The organism is Burkholderia contaminans (genome assembly GCF_029633825.1).
Taxonomy (GTDB): domain Bacteria; phylum Pseudomonadota; class Gammaproteobacteria; order Burkholderiales; family Burkholderiaceae; genus Burkholderia; species Burkholderia contaminans.
The window spans coordinates 3,783,531-3,800,696 of sequence record NZ_CP090640.1; the positions used below are offsets into that span (position 1 = coordinate 3,783,531).

Here is a 17,166-nt window from a genome sequence, read left to right on the forward strand (position 1 = left end):
CGCTGCTTCGCGCCCGGCGCGGCGGTGTCCCGCCGGCCGGGCTGCCGCCAGTCAGACCGCGCCGCCGTACGCGCGCACGAAGTCGCCCAGGCCGCGGTTGTAGCCGGCGCCGACCGCCTTGAACATGAAGTGGCCGTCGCGGCGATAGAAGCTGCCGACCTGCACCGACGTCTCCATCGAGAAGTCTTCCTCGAGCGCGTACTTCGCGATTACCGCGCCCGACACTTCGTCGGCGATCTGGATGTAGCTGTTGCGCACCTGGCCGAAATTCTGGCGGCGCGCTTCGGCCTGGTCGATCGTCACCACCACCGAGATTTCCTCGACGTCGGCCGCGAGCTTCGTCATGTCGATGAAGATCACCTCGTCGTCGCCGTCGCCGCTGCCCGTGCGGTTGTCGCCGCTATGCACGACACCCAGGCACTTCGACGCGGGCATCCCGCGCTTCGGGAAATCGTCGCCCGGCTGGATGAAGGTGTCCTTGCGCTCCATCGTACGCACTTCGCTGTTGTAGAACACGAAGTGCTGATCCGAGATCAGCTTCGGATTGCTCTGCGCGTCGTACTTGCACAGGAACACCGACACGTCGAGATCGAAGTCCGTACCCGTGTCCGTCGCGTTCGCGTCCCAACCGAGACCGATGCGGAACTTCTGCGTGCCGGGCGCTTCCTTCGACAGGTTGACGCGACCGCCTTTCGACAAATTGATCATCTGAACCTCTTCTACTGGAACCGCCGTTGTGCCGGCGGCAATGCCGGGCCGCCCTGCGCGGCCCCTCGTTGATGGTGTTCGACCCGCACGTGACGCGGAGTCACTCGCCCGCCACGGCAGTCCGGTCTTCCTTGCGCTGCACGACGATCGACGACCACACGGCCGCGGCGATCATTGCCGCGCCGACCAGGCCGGTGATGACCTCGGGCACCTCGAACTTCACGCCGAGGAACATGATCGTCGCGAGCGCACCGATCGCCCAGAAGGCGCCGTGTTCGAGGTAACGGTATTGCGCGAGCGTGCCCTTCTTCAGCAGCACGAGCGTCATTTCCCGGATATAGGCCGCTCCGACGCCAAGGCCCAGCGCGATCAGGAAGATGTTGTTCGACAGCGCGAATGCGCCGATCACGCCATCGAAGCTGAACGACGAATCGAGCACTTCGAGATACATGAAACCGGCGACGCCTTCGCGCACCACGCGCGTCCCCGTCTCCTCGCCGCCGATCAGGTCGCCGATGCCGTGCGCGATCACGAAGCTGATCACGCCGAACGCCCCCGCGAGCAGGAAAGCCACCTGCTCGACCGCCGGGACGTACAGCGACGCGACGATGATGATGGCGAGCGTCAGCGCCACTTCCAGCGCCGTGATGCGGCCGAGGTGGCTCATCGGGCCTTCCAGGAAGCCGATCCAGTGCTCGTCCTTCTCGGTGTCGAGCATGAACTTGAAGAACACCATCAGCAGGAACGCGCCGCCGAATGCGGATACCTGGTGATGCGCGGACGTGAGGATCGACGCGTACTGCTCCGGCGACTCGATCGCGAGCTTCAGCGCGTCCCACATGCCGATGTGGCCGATCACCGCGACGATCAGCAGCGGGAACACGAGCCGCATGCCGAACACCGCGACCGGCAGGCCGAACACCATGAAGCGGTTGCGCCACTTCTCAGACCAGTTCTTGAGCACCGACGCGTTGACGACCGCGTTGTCGAGCGACAACGAGATTTCGAGCACCGACAGGACCGCGACGATCAGCATGTCCTTCACGCCACCGAGGAGATAGGCCGCGATCAGCGCGAGCACCGTGAGCGACAACGGGATCTTGAAGTCTTTCAACATGATGGGGGTAATCGAGTTCGGGATAAAAGGCGTGCGGGCTGCGCTTACTTCGCGCGCACCCAGTCGCAGAATTCCTGCGTGATCAGTTGTTCGTAGATCTGTTCGTCGCTGACGTCGAGCGATTCGAGATGCAGGAAGCCGACGTTCGGCATCTCGTCCGCGACTTCCGCGAGGAAGCCGAATTCACTCGGATCGCCGACGCCGACGAGCGACCAGTACAGCGGGTAGTGCTGCGACTCGGCGAGCAGCTGGCGCACGCGCTTGCGGTCGTTCTTCGGGTTCTGGCCGTCGGTGACGAACAGCACCCATGCGGGCAGGTGGCCGTTGACCGGCGCGGAAGCCGCCGGCGCCGGCGCCGGCGTCTCGTCCGCTCCGCCGAACAGCCGGCTCAGGAAGCCGCGCTTCTCCTCGCGCTTCGGCGACGGCTCCGGCGCGCGGAAGAAGAAGTCGACGATGTCGTTCATCACCGGCGCGTACTGCGTGCCGCCCCACTTGTCGATCCGCGCTTCGAGCACGTGATCGGAGATATACGAGCCGTAGTTGTCCGGCGTTGCGGTCGGCAGGCGGTCGTAGCCTTCGGTGAAGGTCCACGTATCGACTTCGCCGTTGTCGTCGAACTTCAATGCGATGCCGAGAATCCGGTCGTGCGTGTCCTGGATCACGCCCGACTGGTACAGCGGCTTCGCCGAGCCGGAGATGTCGAGTGCCGCGCCGACGCGCACGACGGGCGGCTTCAGGATCTGGCGTTTTTCGAGGACGATCGCGACCTTCGCCGCGCGTTTCTCAAGCGTAATCATGCGGTGTTCTCTCGGTTCTTTCAGTTGTGCTTCGGAGCGAATCGGGTGATCAGGTCCTGTTCGAGCTGGCGCAGGCGCGGCGCGTCCTGCTCGCGCTGGCGGCGGCCGTCGGCGATGATCTGCGTGATGTCGTCGAACGCGCCGAACAGCTGCTGCTGCGCATATTCGAACGTGTCGGTCGAGATCACCGGGCGCTGGCCCAGCTTCGCGACTTCCTGCGCGTTCTGGCGGTTCAGGTCGGCCTGCGCGCGGATCGCCTCGTCGGCCGCGTCGTACGTCGCATTCGCGAGCGCCGCCGCGCGCTTCGTGCTGAGCTGTTCGAGGTAGAGCGCGAACGCATTGGTCCACGCGGGGATCAGCACGGTCTTGATCGTCATGAACTTCGACGTCAGCGTGCGTTTCTGGTCCTGCTCCATCCGGATCTGCGGCGCGAGCTGCTTCGACATCAGCATCGCGCGGTCGAGGTCGTCGAGCTTGCTTTCGAGCGCGTCGACCTTGCGCTTCACGTCGAGCAGGCGCTGTGCGGCAAACGCGTCGTCCACCGGCTGCTGGCCGGCCGAGAGATGCGCACGCAGCGCCGCGAGCGCCGTCTCGCCGTGCGCCTTCGACTGCGCGAGCTCCTGGTGCAGCGCGTAGTTGTCGTTGTACATCCGCTCGAGCTCGTCGATGCCGGCCTTCTGGCGCTGCGCATGGTTCTCGAGCTCGACGACGAGCGTATCCATCCGCTTGCTCACCGACTCGTATTGCGACAGCAGCTTCTCCTTGGTCGAGCGGAACAGCCGCGTGACCTGCGTGAGCAGCCCGCCCTTGTCGGCGCCGCGCGGGTCGAGCCCCTTCGCGGTCGCGATCAGTTCGTTGAGCTTGTCGCCGAACTGGTCGGCGTCCGACGCGCGGACGCTGGCGAGAATCTGCTGGGAGAAAGCCGCGATCCGCGTGCCCTGCGTTGCGCCGAGGTGGTCGATCTCGTCGACGGTGATCAGGCGGACGTTCTCCGCCGCGCGTGCTGCCGGCATGGCGGCGGCGGCGGCAGGCACGGTGACGGGTGACGAAGACGGGGTGGAAGGACGATCGCTGACCGCATCGGAGTTCTTGTCGTCGAATAGCGGCTTCATGTGGCTACCACGTTTCCTTTTCTGCTTTCTGCTGCGTGTTGTCATGCGCGCGAAGCGCGCATCCGCGATTGCCGTCGTGCTCTCTCACGGGCGGCAGACGGACAATAAATGGCTCGAGCGCCTTGCGTCAAGGGAATGAATTCTTTCAATTACCATTCATTTTGTAATGTGATGGATCGAAACGAAGCCCGGCCGCCGCCGTTCCTGCCGCGATGCAGGCGGCCCACGCAAGATTCAGACACGTCGAAACTTACATATCTGATCAATGCGAAAGATAAATGAAACCCGATGTTCCGGCGGGCTTCTGACGGCGTACATGCGTGGGCGGGACGCACGCAAATGCCGGTCGCTCGTTATCGAGGCTGCACGTAATTCATCCCGAGCCGAGGCAGGATGAACGGAACCGATCGGTCACGAATCGTGAAATCCCACCGTCCTTCGATGCCCACGAACGTCGCGCTGAAATGCCGGTCGTCGGCCCACGTCATGGCGTCCAGATGGCACGACGTGTACATCGCGCCGACCGTGCGCCGCGCGAGTGCCTTCAGCGGATCCTTCGACACGAGCGTGAACGTGACGGCCTCCTCGAACAGGCAGTCGTAGTCGGTGACGAGCAGATAGGCGTCCGGCGTCTCGAACTGGCGGAGCAGTACATAGCCGGAAACGGTGAGGCCGCAACGTTCGCCGTTCACGCGCGCATGCGTGCGCGACGGCCACGTTTCATACGGCCCGTCGTGCGTCTCGAGCGTGAAGCGCTCGATCGGCTTCATCGCCGGGCCGGTTGGCGACGGGTATGTTCCCGAAGCATCGCCGCGTCAGTTCGCGGCCTTGCGATACAGCGCGACGTAGCCCGCGAGCATCAACAGCAGCGACCCGCTGACCCGGTTCAGCCACTTCTCCCCCGCGGCCTTCCACACGCGCACGGAATGCACGCCGAGCAGTGCATAGCCGGTCATCCCGACGACGTCGATCGCAACGATCGTCGCCGCGAGGATCGCGTACTGCGGCGCGATCGCGTGCGACCGGTCGACGAACTGCGGCAGCAGCGCGGACATGAACAGGTAGTACTTCGGGTTGCTCATCGCGACGAAAAAGCTCTTCAGGAAGGCGGTCCGGCGATCGGGCATCGCGTGATCGAGCGCCTGCGCAGCGGCGGAACCGCCGGACGACAGCAGCATCCGCACGCCGACATAGGCAAGCCATGCCGCGCCGGCCAGCTTCAGCGTGACGAATGCCGTTTCCGACGCGTCGAGCAGCATCCCGAGGCCGCACCCGACCAGCGCAACGAGCACGACATCGGCCGTGACGGCACCCAGCATGCCGACCATCGCGTGACGCAATCCGTACCGCGAGCCGTTGCTCATCGCGAGCAACACGGTCGGACCGGGCGTCGCGACGCCGACGGACAGGATCAGGGCAAAAGCGAGCAAGGCGGACAGCGACATGGCGCGGCGTTCCCGTTGAACGAAGGGCTGAAAATGCAGGCGGACGGAGCATGATCGCACGACGGCGCGACCGCCCGCTCAACGGTTGCCTGGCGGGCCGCCGCCCCCGCGACCCGTCCGATTTGCATGGATCGTCGGACGGAGTGGCGGATTGCCGCCAGAGTTTGCTATACTCTCGGTCTTCCGGAGAGATGGATGAGTGGTTTAAGTCGCACGCCTGGAAAGCGTGTATAGGTTAATCGCCTATCGGGGGTTCGAATCCCCCTCTCTCCGCCAGAATGCATGAAGCCCCTTGATCCCCCGGATTAAGGGGCTTTTCTTTTTACCGCGCCGTCACGCGCCGGGTCCTCCCGCGGCGCCCCGCGTCACGGATGCCGGATGTAATCCACCAGCGCCCGCGTATATTCATCCGGCTTCCGGTCAAACAGACTCACGACGATCGCCACCGCGAACCCCGCCGGCACCCCGAACACCCCCGAACTGATCGGCTCGATCCCGAACCACGTGCGGCCCGCGAACCCCGTCAGTTGCGTGAAGTACGGATACGTCGACACGATGTAGTACACGCACACCGTCAATCCCGTCACCATCCCCGCGATCGCGCCACGCGTCGTCGTGCGCTTCCAGAACACGCCGAGCACGAGCACCGGAAAGAAGCTCGAGGCCGCCAGCGAGAACGCGGCACCGACGAGAAACAGGATCTTCCCGGTATTGAGCGATGCGACATACGACGCGAACAGCGCGACCCCGAGCAGCAGCACCTTAGAGATCGTCACGCGCCGCTGGCTCGACGCATCGGGCGCGACCATGCAGTAGTAAACGTCGTGCGACAGCGCGTTCGCAATCGTCAGCAGCAACCCGTCCGCCGTCGACAGCGCCGCGGCAAGCGCACCGGCCGCGATCAGCCCCGATACGACATACGGCAGCCCGGCGATCTCCGGCGCGGCCAGCACGACCATGTCCGGCTGCATCTGGATTTCCGACCAGTGCACGATGCCGTCGCGAATCACCTCGACGACGCTGATCAGGTCGGGTTCGAAGTGATGCCATTGCGTGACCCACGCCGGCAATTCGGCGAACGGCCGCCCGACGAGGTTCGCGAGGATCTCATACTTGATCAGCACCGCGAGCACCGGCACGCTCAGGTAGAACAGCGCGATGAAGAACAAGGTCCACCCGACCGAGCGCCGCGCCGACGCGACGGACGTGGTCGTGTTGTAGCGCGTCAGGATGTGCGGCAGGCTCGCCGTACCTAACGAAAGGCACAGCAGCAGCGCAAGGAAATTCCGCTCGCGCGGCTTGCGTTCGTCGTCGCTCGCAGCGGGAAACGGCTCGTGCATCGGCACGGGCGGCTCGGCCCGCGCCAACAGATCGTCGCGGATCTGCGTCCACGCGACACGCGCCGCCGCCGGATCGCGCGGGAAATCGGCCAGTTCGCGCTCACGCTGGCTGATCTCGCGCAGCGGCCCGTTGTGGCGCCGCAGATCCGCAAGCTGGTCGACGAGATGCCTGCGCGCATCCGCATAGGACGCCGGCAGCCGGTCGAGCCGCGTCTGGATATCCGCGGCTTGCCGGCGATACGCGTCACGCACCTGCTGCTCGTCGCGCGCATCGCGCACCTGCGCCTCGCGCGCCGCGACGCGCTCCATCAGCTTGCCGTAATTGAACTGCGGCACGGGGCCGAGCCCGTTCTTCATCGCGATCAGCGACACCGGGATCAGGATCGCGCTGATCAGGATGATGTACTGCGCGACCTGGGTCCAGGTGACCGCCCGCATTCCGCCGAGGAACGAGCACACGAGAATGCCCGCGAGCCCGCAGAAGATCCCGATCGCGAAATCGACGCCGATGAAGCGCGTCGCGATCAGGCCGATCCCCTGGATCTGCGCGACCAGGTACACGAACGAACACAGGATCGCCGCGCCGGCCGCCAGCGCACGCACGGCCGTGCTCGAAAAACGCGTACCGAGAAAATCGGGAATCGTGTAACGCGCGAGCTTGCGCACATACGGCGCGAGCAGGAACGCGACGAGGCAGAACCCGCCCGTCCAGCCCATCACGTAGGCGAGCGCATCGTAGCCGGTCGCGTAGAGCGATCCGGCCAGGCCGATGAACGATGCGGCCGACAGCCAGTCGGCCGCGGTCGCCATCCCGTTGAAGGCAGACGGCACGCGCCGCCCGGCCACGTAGTATTCGACGAGATCGGACGTGCGCGACAGCAGCCCGATCACCGCATACACGGCGATCGGCACGAACAGGAACACGTAGCCGATCCAGACGCCGGAGCCGGTGGCCCGCTCGATCCGCCACATCAGCAGCACGAACCCGAGAAACCCGAGCGTGTAGAGCGCATAGGCGCGGATCAGTCGGCGCGTCAGCATGAATCAGCGCCCGCCGCCGTTCGCATGGCCGGCGTGTGCCGCATGATCGTCGTACGCACGGCGCAGCGTGCGGTCCGCGCGCTGCATCAAGCCGATGTAGACGACGATCAGCACGAGGTACACGAGAATCGCGCCCTGCGCGCCGACGTAGAACGGCAGGCTGAACCCGGCGAATCGGATCCCTGCGAGCGCGGGCCCGAAGAACGGCACGATGAACGATACCGAAAAGCCGATCACCATCAGCACCGCGATCAGCGCGACGTTGAAGCGCCAGTAGCGTGCGTGGGCACGCGCGAGCGGCTCGGGAACGGGAGGTGGCGCGGCAGGCGCGGGACGGGTCGGAACGGTCATGCCGTTATGTAACAAAAAGCCCCTGCGCGGGCAATCGGGATTGCCGCGCAGGGGCTCGTGCGCGTGGTGCGCAACGGTACGATCAGCGCACTTCGGCGAGCTGCTCGAGGATGGCCGGATTCTCGAGCGTGGACGTGTCCTGCGTGATCGCTTCACCCTTCGCGAGCGAACGCAGCAGGCGCCGCATGATCTTGCCCGAGCGCGTCTTCGGCAGGTTGTCGCCGAAGCGGATGTCCTTCGGCTTCGCGATCGGCCCGATCTGCTTGCCGACCCAGTCGCGCAGCGTCTTCGCCAGCGCCGCCGCTTCCTCGCCTTCCGGACGCGAACGCTTCAGCACCACGAACGCGACCACTGCCTCGCCCGTCGTATCGTCCGGGCGGCCGACCACGGCGGCTTCAGCCACGAGTTCGTGCGAGACCAGCGCCGATTCGATTTCCATCGTGCCGAGCCGGTGGCCCGACACGTTCAGCACGTCGTCGATCCGGCCCATGATCGTGAAGTAGCCGGTGTCCTTGTCGCGCACGGTGCCGTCGCCGGCCAGATACAACCGCCCGCCGAGTTCCTCGGGGTAGTAGCTCTTCTTGAAGCGCTCCGGGTCGCCCCAGATCGTGCGGATCATCGCGGGCCACGGACGCTTGACGACGAGGATGCCGCCCTGCCCGTTGGGCACGTCCTGGCCGGTTTCGTCGACCACCGCGGCCATGATGCCCGGCAGCGGCAGCGTGCACGAACCGGGCACGGTCGGCGTCGCGCCCGGCAGCGGCGTGATCATGTGGCCGCCGGTTTCGGTCTGCCACCACGTGTCGACGATCGGGCAGCGCTCCTGGCCGACGTACTTGTGATACCACATCCATGCTTCCGGATTGATCGGTTCGCCGACCGTGCCGATGATGCGCAGGCTCGACAGGTCGTAGCTCTTCGGATGGACCTTGTCGTCGGCCTCGGCCGCCTTGATCAGCGAGCGGATCGCGGTCGGCGCGGTGTAGAACACGGTGACCTTGTGGTCGCCGATCATCTTCCAGAAGCGGCCGGCGTCCGGATAGGTCGGCACGCCTTCGAACACGACCTGCGTGCCGCCGCATGCGAGCGGGCCGTACGTGATGTACGTGTGGCCGGTGACCCAGCCGATGTCGGCCGTGCACCAGAACACGTCGGTGGGCTTCCAGTCGAAGGTCCACTTCATCGTCTGCGCGGCCCACAGCAGGTAGCCGCCCGTGCTGTGCTGCACGCCCTTCGGCTTGCCGGTCGAGCCCGACGTACTCCAGGATGAACAGCGGATGCTCGGCGCCGACCCATTCCGGCTCGCACTGGTCGGATTCGCCGGCCGTCAGTTCGTGCATCCACAGGTCGCGCCCGGCGTGCCAGTCGATCTTGCCGCCGGTGCGGCGATAGACGATCACGCTCTTCACGGCCTCGCAGCCGCCCAGCGCGATCGCTTCGTCCGCGATGCTCTTCAGCGGCAGCGTCTTGCCGCCGCGCGCCTGCTCGTCGGCCGTGACGAGCGCGGTTGCGCCGACGTCGACGAGCCGCTCGTTCAGCGACTTCGCGGAGAAGCCGCCGAACACGACCGAGTGCGTCGCGCCGATGCGCGCGCAGGCCTGCATCGCGACGATGCCTTCGATCGACATCGGGATATAGATGACGACGCGGTCGCCCTTGCCGATTCCGCGCTTCTTCAGTGCATTCGCGAAACGCGACACGCGGGCGAGGAGATCCGCATAGGTGACGCGCGTGACGGTGCCGTCGTCGGCCTCGAAGATCACCGCGACGCGCTCGCCGTTGCCGGCTTCGACGTGACGGTCGAGGCAGTTGTACGACGCGTTCAGCTCGCCGTCGTCGAACCACTTGTAGAACGGCGCGTTGGACTCGTCGAGCACTTTCGTGAACGGCTTGTGCCACGCCAGACCCTCGCGCGCGAGACGCGCCCAGAATCCTTCGTAATCGTTTTCGGCTTCGGCGGCGAGCGCGCGATAGGCCGGCATGCCGGAAATGGTCGCCGCCTGTTCGAGCGCCGCGGGCGGCGCAAACTGACGGGTTTCGTGAAGAACCGATTCAATCGCAGACATCGACTACCCCTTGGTGAACATGAATCCTCTGCATGGCGGCGCGATCGTGCGCGCCGCGCGTCTTGGCCGGCGCAAGCGCGCCGCTGTCTCCTACCCACCACCCGCGCACGGCCCGAAGGCCGCTGCGCGATGCTGCGCCGCACCACGTCACACGAAGGCGACCGGGCGACCCGACAGTGTCCACAATAAGCGCTCGAACTTACCCGTCACTTACGCGGCACGGCCGTTTCGCCCGCCGGGCGGCGCCCGCTTGCAGCTTTACGCTGTAACGAGCGCGACCCTACAATCCTAACTGAACTCGCCTTCCGGATTCCAGCTTGAATCGCTACGCTTTCTTTCTCGTGCTGTCGATGCTGTTCGTCGGCAGCAATGTCGGTATCGGTAAATCGATCGTCGTCTTCGTTCCCGTCGCCATCCTCGCCACGCTGCGCTTCGTGATCGCGATCGCCGTGCTGTGGCCGCTGTTCAGCCCGGTGAAAATGCGCACGGTCAAGCGCGGCGAATGGCTGAACCTGTTCCTGCAGGCGTTCTTCGGCACCTTCATGTTCACGCTGCTGATGCTGAACGGTGTGCAGCGCACGAGCGCGGTCGCGGCCGGCGTGATCACCAGCACGATCCCGGCGATCGTCGCGCTGTTCGCGTGGCTGATCCTGCGTGAAAAACCGAACGGCCGTGCGCTCGTGTCGATCGCACTCGCGATCGCCGGTGTCGTGACGATCAACCTCGCGAACGGCAGCGCGGCCGGGCACGGTGCGTCGTCGCTGACCGGCAACCTGCTGATCCTCGGCGCGGTGTGCTGCGAATCGATCTACGTGATCCTGTCGCGCCGCCTCACGCAGACGCTCGCGCCGATCGACATCTGCGCGTACACGCACCTGTTCGGCCTGTGCCTGATGCTGCCGCTCGGCGCGACCGCCATGTGGTATTTCGATTACGCGAGCGTGCCGGCCGGCACCTGGGCGCTCGTCGTCTGGTATGGCCTGTCGGCCAGCATCTTCTCGTTCTGGCTGTGGATGAAAGGCATCCGGCACGTGCCGGGCAGCCTCGCCGGCGTGTTCAGCGCGGTGCTGCCGGTCGCGGCCGCCGCGTATGGCATCGCGTTCCTCGGCGAGCGCCCCACGCTCGCGCACGGAATCGCGCTCGCGTGCGTGGTCACCGGCATCGTGCTGGCCAGCCTGCGCGTGAAACGCGTGCCGGCCGCCGCCTCCTGATCCGTCCCCGGCAGTGCCGGCGCGTCGCTGCAGTCGCGCCGGCCGACGCGTTACAATAGCGCGCCTTTTCAAGATTACCCCCGATACCAGCGCATCGCGCCCGACTGTCCACCATGTCTGCCCCGCATTCGCCCGGCCGCCCCGCGCGTCGCCCGCTTCGCCCGCTTCCCGCGCTGATTTTCATGAGCCGCTGGCTCCAGGTTCCGCTCTACCTCGGCCTGATCGTTGCGCAGGCCGTCTATGTGTTCCTGTTCCTGAAGGAAGTCTGGCACCTGCTGTCGCATGCAACGAGCCTCGACGAAATCAGCGTGATGCTCGCGGTGCTCGGCCTGATCGACGTGGTGATGATCTCGAACCTGCTGATCATGGTAATCGTCGGCGGTTACGAAACGTTCGTGTCGCGCCTCGGCATCGAGGGCCACCCCGACGAGCCCGAGTGGCTCGACCACGTGAACGCGGGCGTGCTGAAGGTCAAGCTGTCGATGGCGCTGATCAGCATTTCGTCGATCCACCTGCTGAAGACCTTCATCAACCCCGACCAGCACACGATGCACGCGATCATGTGGCAGGTGATCATCCACGTGTCGTTCCTGGTGTCGGCGCTCGTGATGGCGTGGGTCGACCGCCTGACGACGCACACGCACCCGGCCCATTTCCACGAGCCGCACGCCCACGGCGCGCACGCGCCCGCGGCGAACGAGCCCCGCAAGCCGGCCGACGCAGCCGTCAACGCATAACGCATTCCCCACAGTCCTCACAGAGTCTCAGCCATGACCGTCATCAAACAGGAAGACCTGATCCAGAGCATCGCGGATTCGCTGCAGTACATCAGCTACTATCATCCGCTCGACTACATCCAGGCCCTCGGCCGCGCGTACGAGCTGGAAGAAAGCCCGGCCGCGAAGGATGCGATCGCGCAGATCCTCACGAACAGCCGCATGTGCGCGGAAGGCCGCCGCCCGATCTGCCAGGACACCGGCATCGTCACGATCTTCGTGAAGGTCGGCATGGACGTGCGCTGGGACGGCGCGACGATGGGCTTGACCGACATGATCAACGAAGGCGTGCGCCGTGGTTACACGCACCCGGACAACGTGCTGCGCGCATCGATCGTCAATCCTCCGGAAGGCGCCCGCAAGAACACGAAGGACAACACGCCGGCCGTGATCCACTACGAGATCGTGCCGGGCGACAAGGTCGACGTGCAGGTCGCGGCGAAGGGCGGCGGCTCGGAGAACAAGTCGAAGTTCGTGATGCTGAACCCGTCCGACTCTATCGTCGACTGGGTGCTGAAGACGGTCCCGACGATGGGCGCGGGCTGGTGCCCGCCCGGCATGCTGGGGATCGGTATCGGCGGCACCGCCGAAAAGGCGATGCTGATGGCGAAGGAATCGCTGATGGAGCCGATCGACATCCAGGAAATCATCGCGCGCGGCCCGAAGGACTGGGTCGAGGAACTGCGCGTCGAACTGCACGAGAAGGTCAACGCGCTCGGTATCGGCGCCCAGGGCCTCGGCGGCCTCGCAACGGTGCTCGACGTGAAGATCATGGCGGCACCGACGCACGCGGCATCGAAGCCGGTCGCGCTGATCCCGAACTGCGCGGCGACGCGCCACGCGCACTTCGTGCTCGACGGCTCGGGCCCGGCCAAGCTTGAAGCGCCGTCGCTCGACGCATGGCCGAAGGTCAACTGGGAACCGAACACGGAAACCAGCAAGCGCGTCGACCTGAACACGCTGACGCCGGAAGAAGTCGCGAGCTGGACGCCGGGCCAGACGCTGCTGCTGTCGGGCAAGATGCTCACGGGCCGCGACGCGGCGCACAAGCGCATCGCCGACATGCTCGCGAAGGGCGAGAAGCTGCCGGTCGACTTCACGAACCGCGTGATCTACTACGTTGGCCCGGTCGATCCGGTCCGCGACGAAGTGGTCGGGCCGGCAGGCCCGACGACGGCCACGCGCATGGACAAGTTCACCGAGACGATGCTCGCGCAAACCGGCCTGATCTCGATGGTCGGCAAGGCCGAGCGCGGCCCGGTCGCGATCGACGCGATCAAGAAGCACAAGGCGGCCTACCTGATGGCGGTCGGCGGTGCGGCTTACCTCGTGTCGAAGGCGATCCGCGGCGCGAAGGTGCTCGCGTTCGAGGACCTCGGCATGGAAGCGATCTACGAGTTCGATGTACAGGACATGCCGGTGACGGTCGCCGTCGATTCGTCGGGCACGTCGGTGCACCAGACCGGTCCGAAGGAGTGGCAGGCGAAGATCGGCAAGATCCCGGTCGCAGCCGCTTAAGCGCGATCGAACGAAAGGCCGGACGCGAGTCCGGCCTTTTTACTTCTCATTCTCATTATTGCGTGCGGCCGGTTGTTCGAGGCTGATTCTCATTACACGCAAAAGCCAGGCCCGGCAAGGCTTTGAGGCTTGGCTTTTCTCGTTCGAGCGATTATCGTTCGGTTTCTGAAGCCCCACTGAACAAGGAACAAGCCATGCAAGGCGACAAGAAAGTCATCGAATACCTGAACGCCCAGTTGAAGAATGAACTCACGGCGATCAACCAGTACTTCCTGCATGCGCGCATGTACAAGCACTGGGGCCTCGAGAAGCTCGGCAAGCACGAGTACGACGAGTCGATCGGCGAAATGAAGCATGCCGACTGGCTGATCGAGCGCGTCTTCATGCTCGACGGCCTGCCGAACCTGCAGGATCTGCACAAGCTGCTCGTCGGCGAGGAAACCGAAGAGATCCTGAAGTGCGACCTGAAGCTCGAACAGATCTCGCAGTCCACCTGCAAGGAAGCGATCGCCTACTGCGAATCGGTTCGCGACTACGTGTCGCGCGAGATCTTCGAAAAGATCCTCGACGACACCGAAGAGCACATCGACTGGCTGGAAACGCAGATCGACCTGATCGGCAAGGTCGGCCTGCAGAACTACCAGCAAACGATGATGGGCACGCCGGAGTAAACTCGCTCCACGCTTCCCGTTACCGCGTCCAGCCCGTTCATGTCGACACCTTCCGTCATTCCTGCGACGCCCACGGCCGTCGCGCCCATCGGCATCTTCGATTCGGGGCTGGGCGGACTGTCGGTGCTGCGCGCCGTGCGCGCGCAGTTGCCCGACGAATCGTTCATCTACGTCGCCGATTCGCACCATGCGCCGTACGGCCCGCGCGATGAGGCGTTCATTACGGAACGCACGCTGGCAATTGGCGAGTGGCTGGCCCGCGAAGGGGCGAAAGCGCTCGTCATCGCCTGCAACACCGCGACCGCGCGCGCGATCGCCACGGTCCGCGAGCACCTGTCGATACCGCTCGTCGGCGTCGAGCCGGGCATCAAGCCGGCCGCCGCCCTGTCCGCGAGCGGCGTCGCCGGCGTCCTCGCCACGCAGTCGACGCTGAACAGCCCGCGCTTCCAGGCGCTGCTCGACCGCTACGGCGCCGGCCGCCGCTTCATCTGCCAGCCCGGCCACGGGCTCGTCGAAGCCATCGAGCGCGGTGATACGAATTCGCCCGCGTTGCGCGCGTTGCTCGACAGCTACCTGCAACCGATGCTCGACGACGGCGCCGATACGCTGGTCCTCGGCTGCACGCATTACCCGTTCTTCGCGGAAACGATTCGTGACCTTGTGGGCGACCGCATGACGCTCGTCGACACCAGCGACGCGATCGCGCGCCAGCTCGTGCGGGTGCTCGACGAACGCAACCTGCGCGCACCGGCCGGCACGCGCGCGGCACCGCCCCGCTTCTGCTCGACCAGCGACGGCCGCCAGCTGCAGGTACTCGCGTCGACGCTGCTCGGCCTCGCCGCACCGGTCGAATCCGTCACCATTTCCTCGCCCAACGCGCGCGCCTGCGCGACCGCCTGACACCGGCCGGCACGCCCTGTTCCGCGTGCCGCCGCACCTCCCCCGCCGTTTCAAGGGTCCGATGACCTTAAAAAAAGCCCGACCCAGGCTTGTCAACTCCCGCAAATTTAATGATAATAATTCGCATTAACGTTAGCTATCGCAACTCACCATGATCGTCTGCGTGTGCAAGTCTGTTTCCGATCGCAAGATTCGCGCGTCCCTCGCAGAGGGCGTGAACTCTTTCGATGAACTCCAGTTCGAGCTTGGCGTGGCCACGTGCTGCGGCAAGTGCGAGGAGTCCGTACGCGACCTCATGGCCGAACAGGGCGTCTGCGCGAGCCGGTGCGGTGTCGAGCATCATGCTCACCCGATCCCGGTCACGTTCTACGAACGCAAGGCCGCCTGACCGGCGCCGAGTGTGCGCATGCGGCCCCGGCCGCATTTTTTGTTTTGACCGTCAGCAAGCCACCGTCTGCGCGAGCCAGCGGCTTACCTGCCAAGGAGCCTGTCATGGAATTGCTGATCGGATTTGTGACCACCGTTTGCATCTCGCTGCTGATCTTCCGCAAGTGATGCCGATTCACCCGCCGCGCCCCGGGTGCGACATCGTTCTTTCAAGCTAACATGCAGGCTTCGCATCTCGCTCCTGCCGGCGCCGTGCCGGCTGCATCACGTATGAATCCCCGAGTGATCGTCGTCGCGGTCGGTGTGCTTGCCGCACATGCGATCATGCTGACGGCCGCCTGGCTCCATCGCAACGCGCCGCCGCCGCCGAAGGAGATCGAGGTTCAGTCGATCACCGCGCAGCTCATTGCGCCTGCACCTCCCGCCCAGCCGGTCGCGGTCCAGTCGGCCGCGCAGCAGCCTGCACCGCCCAAGCCCACGCCGCGCGTGAAGCCGAAGGTCGAGCCGAAGCCGGTGCAGAAAGCGGTCCCGGCGCCTCAGCCCGTCTCGCAGGCACCGTCGCCGACGCCCGCGCCGGCAGCGGCCGATCCAACACCGGCTCCCGCCGCGCCGGCGCCAGCTGCACCGGCTGCGGCACCCGGCCCGGCGCGCGAGACGATGCAGGTCAGCGCGCCGAAGAACGTGTCGGCGCTCAGCTGCAATTTCGTCAAGCCGACTTATCCGTCGATGTCGAGCCGTCGCGGCGAAACGGGCACGGCCTATGTTCACTTCATCATCGGCGTGACCGGCAAGATCGAAAGCGTCCAGTTGCAGAAGAGCAGCGGCTACCCGCGTCTCGACGAAGCCGCGCTCGAGGCGACGCGCGCCAGCACCTGTCCGCCGTATATCGAGAACGGCCAGGCGATCCGTGCCGCCCATACGCTGCCCTTCAACTTCACGCTTGACGATTAACCCGTCATATTCGGTAGATTCAAAGGAAACAAGAAAATGCAAAGCTACGGTATCGCGCACGTCTGGGCGCAAGGTGATTTCGTCACGCGCGCCATCGCGATCACGCTGCTCGTGATGTCGGTCCTGTCGTGGATCGTGATCGTCATCAAGGGCTGGAACGTGATCCGCCTGAACCGCCTGACGAAGAACGCAGAACAGGCCTTCTGGCATTCGGACAACTTCGACGACGGCATCAAGAAGCTCGGCCTCGCCGCATCGACGCCGAACGACAACCCGTTCCTCGCGCTCGCGCTGTCGGGCAAGGAAGCGGCCGATCACCACCACCAGACGCAACCGCACCTGCACGACCGCATGGACGTGTCGGACTGGGTCACGCGCTGCCTGAAGGACACGATGGACGAAGGCATCTCGCGCATGCAGAGCGGTCTCGCGATCCTCGCGTCGGTTGGCAGCACGGCACCGTTCGTCGGCCTGTTCGGCACGGTCTGGGGCATCTACCACGCACTGCTCGCGATCGGCGCATCCGGCCAGACGTCGATCGACCAGGTCGCGGGCCCGGTCGGCGAATCGCTGATCATGACCGCCTTCGGCCTGTTCGTCGCGATTCCGGCCGTGCTCGGCTACAACGCACTCACCCGCGCGAACAAGGGTGTCGTCAGCAAGCTGCGCCGCTTCGCGCACGGTCTGCATGCGTACTTCGTGACGGGCGCGAGCCTTGCCTCGTCGTCGACGCGCGACGGCCTGCGTCTCGCGACGCGCGCCAGCTGAGGCGGGG

Annotated in this window: 16 protein-coding genes, 1 tRNA gene and 1 pseudogene; 9 read left to right on the top strand and 9 right to left on the bottom strand. The window is 65.4% G+C overall.

The window, feature by feature from the left end; translation table 11 throughout:
• Positions 1–51: 51 nt before the first annotated feature.
• The 6 genes from LXE91_RS17595 to LXE91_RS17620 all read right to left on the bottom strand — a co-directional run bounded on the left by LXE91_RS17595 (position 52) and on the right by LXE91_RS17620 (position 5,179).
• Positions 52–708, bottom strand: coding sequence for a TerD family protein (locus tag LXE91_RS17595; RefSeq protein WP_039369378.1), 657 nt, complete (start codon positions 706–708; stop codon positions 52–54).
• Between the two features lie 100 nt (positions 709–808).
• Positions 809–1,825 (bottom strand): DUF475 domain-containing protein, encoded by a 1,017-nt coding sequence (locus LXE91_RS17600; RefSeq protein WP_039369381.1) that lies wholly within the window; start codon positions 1,823–1,825, stop codon positions 809–811.
• Between the two features lie 44 nt (positions 1,826–1,869).
• A complete protein-coding gene (locus LXE91_RS17605; protein ID WP_039369386.1) occupies positions 1,870–2,622 on the bottom strand; it encodes a VWA domain-containing protein in 753 nt (250 codons plus the stop codon).
• Between the two features lie 20 nt (positions 2,623–2,642).
• Complete coding sequence (locus tag LXE91_RS17610; RefSeq protein WP_039369388.1) at positions 2,643–3,734, bottom strand: toxic anion resistance protein; 1,092 nt, start codon at positions 3,732–3,734, stop codon at positions 2,643–2,645.
• Positions 3,735–4,087: 353 nt separating this feature from the next.
• A complete protein-coding gene (locus tag LXE91_RS17615; protein WP_039369391.1) occupies positions 4,088–4,504 on the bottom strand; it encodes a hypothetical protein in 417 nt (138 codons plus the stop codon).
• Positions 4,505–4,549: 45 nt separating this feature from the next.
• A complete protein-coding gene (locus LXE91_RS17620) occupies positions 4,550–5,179 on the bottom strand; it encodes a LysE family translocator (protein WP_039369394.1) in 630 nt (209 codons plus the stop codon).
• A 185-nt stretch (positions 5,180–5,364) separates the two neighbouring features.
• Here LXE91_RS17620 and LXE91_RS17625 point away from each other — a divergent pair.
• Positions 5,365–5,455: transfer RNA gene (locus LXE91_RS17625), tRNA-Ser, on the top strand.
• Between the two features lie 89 nt (positions 5,456–5,544).
• Here LXE91_RS17625 and LXE91_RS17630 read toward each other — a convergent pair.
• From LXE91_RS17630 to acs, 3 genes and pseudogenes are all read right to left on the bottom strand, one after another.
• Positions 5,545–7,560 (bottom strand): sodium:solute symporter family protein, encoded by a 2,016-nt coding sequence (locus LXE91_RS17630; protein ID WP_039369397.1) that lies wholly within the window; start codon positions 7,558–7,560, stop codon positions 5,545–5,547.
• Positions 7,561–7,563: 3 nt separating this feature from the next.
• Positions 7,564–7,911, bottom strand: coding sequence for a DUF4212 domain-containing protein (locus tag LXE91_RS17635; RefSeq protein ID WP_039369402.1), 348 nt, complete (start codon positions 7,909–7,911; stop codon positions 7,564–7,566).
• 82 nt (positions 7,912–7,993) lie between these two features.
• A pseudogene (acs, locus tag LXE91_RS17640) lies at positions 7,994–9,977 on the bottom strand (acetate--CoA ligase).
• 317 nt (positions 9,978–10,294) lie between these two features.
• On the opposite strand from acs, the gene LXE91_RS17645 reads away from it, so the two are divergent.
• The 8 genes from LXE91_RS17645 (at position 10,295) to LXE91_RS17680 (ending at position 17,159) form a co-directional block, all read left to right on the top strand.
• Complete coding sequence (locus LXE91_RS17645) at positions 10,295–11,188, top strand: DMT family transporter (protein WP_039370110.1); 894 nt, start codon at positions 10,295–10,297, stop codon at positions 11,186–11,188.
• A gap of 113 nt (positions 11,189–11,301) precedes the next feature.
• On the top strand, positions 11,302–11,925 hold the full coding sequence (locus LXE91_RS17650; RefSeq protein ID WP_039370107.1) for a TIGR00645 family protein: 624 nt from the start codon (positions 11,302–11,304) through the stop codon (positions 11,923–11,925).
• A 33-nt stretch (positions 11,926–11,958) separates the two neighbouring features.
• Entirely contained in the window at positions 11,959–13,482 is a 1,524-nt protein-coding gene (locus LXE91_RS17655) for a fumarate hydratase (protein WP_039370104.1), read from the top strand.
• A gap of 194 nt (positions 13,483–13,676) precedes the next feature.
• Positions 13,677–14,153, top strand: coding sequence for a bacterioferritin (bfr, locus tag LXE91_RS17660; protein ID WP_039370101.1), 477 nt, complete (start codon positions 13,677–13,679; stop codon positions 14,151–14,153).
• Between the two features lie 39 nt (positions 14,154–14,192).
• A complete protein-coding gene (murI, locus tag LXE91_RS17665; RefSeq protein WP_039370098.1) occupies positions 14,193–15,053 on the top strand; it encodes a glutamate racemase in 861 nt (286 codons plus the stop codon).
• Between the two features lie 151 nt (positions 15,054–15,204).
• Positions 15,205–15,441, top strand: coding sequence for a (2Fe-2S)-binding protein (locus LXE91_RS17670; protein WP_039370093.1), 237 nt, complete (start codon positions 15,205–15,207; stop codon positions 15,439–15,441).
• Between the two features lie 218 nt (positions 15,442–15,659).
• Positions 15,660–16,391, top strand: coding sequence for an energy transducer TonB (locus LXE91_RS17675; protein ID WP_039370089.1), 732 nt, complete (start codon positions 15,660–15,662; stop codon positions 16,389–16,391).
• A gap of 36 nt (positions 16,392–16,427) precedes the next feature.
• The gene (locus LXE91_RS17680) at positions 16,428–17,159 is read left to right on the top strand and encodes a MotA/TolQ/ExbB proton channel family protein (RefSeq protein WP_027786895.1); all 732 of its coding nucleotides are present in this window, start codon (positions 16,428–16,430) and stop codon (positions 17,157–17,159) included.
• Positions 17,160–17,166 lie beyond the last annotated feature (7 nt).